Origin of the sequence: Streptomyces sp. NPDC060198 (genome assembly GCF_042728415.1) — a bacterium.
GTDB lineage: Bacteria > Actinomycetota > Actinomycetes > Streptomycetales > Streptomycetaceae > Streptomyces.
This window is the reverse complement of the sequence record NZ_JBHWZJ010000630.1, coordinates 1-2,089: the sequence shown is the minus strand read 5'-3', so window position 1 is coordinate 2,089 and position 2,089 is coordinate 1. Positions and strand designations below refer to the sequence as shown.

General features: G+C 71.9%; 2 protein-coding genes and 1 pseudogene. All 3 read right to left on the bottom strand.

Features of this window, described 5'->3' with window-relative positions:
* Window positions 1-623 (bottom strand): peptide deformylase (gene def, locus ACFWEP_RS34260; protein WP_387376157.1); only part of this gene is annotated, 623 nt, incomplete at its 3' end.
* Between the two features lie 115 nt (window positions 624-738).
* Window positions 739-1,731: a hypothetical protein gene (locus ACFWEP_RS34255; protein ID WP_328719507.1), complete on the bottom strand. Its 993-nt coding sequence runs from the start codon at window positions 1,729-1,731 to the stop codon at window positions 739-741.
* Between the two features lie 81 nt (window positions 1,732-1,812).
* Window positions 1,813-2,089 (bottom strand): annotated as a pseudogene (locus ACFWEP_RS34250) (metal-dependent phosphohydrolase); the annotation flags it as partial.

Below are 2,089 nucleotides of genomic sequence, written 5' to 3'. Positions count from 1 at the left end.
ATCTCGTAGCGCGGGGTGCCCTCGGCCATCTGCTTCAGCGCGTCCTTGCGGTCCCGCTTCGACAGCCGGTCGATGTAGAGGTAGCCGTACAGGTGGTCCGTCTCGTGCTGGAGGCACCGCGCGAAGTAGCCGGTGCCCCGCACCTTGATCGGGTTGCCCTGCGCGTCCCGGCCGCTGACCACGGCGTAGTCCGGGCGGGCCAGCTCGGCGTACGCGGTCGGAACCGACAGGCAGCCCTCGTTGGAGTCGTCCAGCACCCGGGCCTGCGGGGGCAGCTCCTCCAGGACCGGGTTGACGACGACGCCCACGTGCCGCACCCCGTCGTCGTCCGGGCAGTCGTAGACGAAGACCTTCTGGTCCACGCCGATCTGGTTGGCTGCCAGGCCGACGCCCTCGGCCGTCCGCTGGCTGGCGAACATGTCGTCGATCAACCGCGCCAGCTCGTCGCCGAACTCGGTGACGTCCTGGCACTCCTTGTGCAGGACCGGGTTGCCCACGACCGTGATCGGACGGGAGGTGCCGCGTTCGCGGTACGCCGCCTCACGCTCCTCGCAGTCCTCCGTGTCCACGACGAAAACCTCGTCGTCCACGCCGATCCGCTCGTCCGTCTCCTGCTGCGACATGTCCGCCGTACGCCTTCCTGCAAACCGTGAACCGTGAAACCCGGAGTCCGGGCAGATCAGCACCTGGGAATCGGTGCCCGTACAGCCTACGGGGAGACGGAGCCCGGGGGCACGGTCAGCAGACTTCTTCGAGATCCCGCCACTCGCGGCTGTCCGGACTGTCGGCGACCCAGCCGTCCAGCAGCCCCCGCACCAGCCCCGCCGGGGCGGCGAGGCCGCATTCGCGTTCCGGGGCCCAGAGACCGCCCGCCGTGCGATGCCCCAGCGGACCGGGGTGACCCGGCTCACTGTGGTCATGCGGGTCGAGGTGCTCGCCGTCGCCCTCGTCGCTCTCCATCCGGCTCTCCGAACAGGACCGGCAGAGCAGCCGCACCGACGAGGACCAGTCCTCGGCGGCGAACCCGGCGTCCGAGGCGAGCTTCTCCAGCGCGTCCCGGTCCTCCTCGGTGGCCGCCTCCAGCAGCACCACCCAGGTCGGCACCGGCGAAGGCGCCCACAGCTCGATCTCGTCGAACACCGGGTACGAGGGACCCGCCGCGGTCACCCGCTCACCGTTGGGCACCCCGTCGTGCAGCACGACCTCGCCCCAACGCCGTCCGGAGGACGGCAGCGGGATCGACAGCACCTCGATCCGGGCCGGGTCGAGGCGGCGCCCCCACACCACCTCGGCCTCGCCCTCCGGCGACAGCCGCACTGCGGCGCTGCCCAGCTCCATGCCGGTCGGCTCGGTGGTCGCAGCGGCCCCCTGCGCCCCGGTGCCGGGCACCTTCAGGCCGTACGCCTGCCAGGCCCTGCGGGCCAGCGGCCAGTCCTGGAGCGCGGTCGCGGCGATGCCCACGTTCCACCAGTCCGGAGCGCCGGACTCCCGGTCCAGCAGCGCGACGGCCCGCAGTCCCGCCGACCGCGCCTGCTCCCAGTCGTGCCGGAACTTGTGCAGCAGCGCCAGGTTGAACCAGGACTCGGAGAGCCAGGGTTCCAGGTCCGCCGCGCGCGTCAGCAGCGCTCCCGCGTCCTCGTACCGGCCGTCGCCGATCAGGGTGAACGCGCGGTCCGTGGCCTGCCGCCACGAGGCGGACGGCCGATGCCGTGCCTTCCCGAAGATCCTCACGATTCCCGCCTGTCCCGACTGGACACCCTCTTCTTTCGCATCCAACCATGCCCGGCCGGACGCCCGCTCATTACCCATGGGTTACCCCGTTCGTACCCGGGGCGGACCGCCCCTCGCCAGGACTCCGGCCAGCGCCTCGACCACCTGCGGCTGGTAGTCGTGGCCGGTGCCGATGCGCAACTGCTCCAAGGCCCCCAGAGCCCCTCCCACGGCTTCCCCGCACAGGTCCTCGTACGCGTTGACCGCACGGACGATCCGCGCGGTGAGCGGCTGCTCCCGGTACGGGTCCGCCTGCGTCTCCACCACCACCGCCACCTTCGCGTCCACCCCGGTCTGCCGCACCACGGCCCCGCCGAGC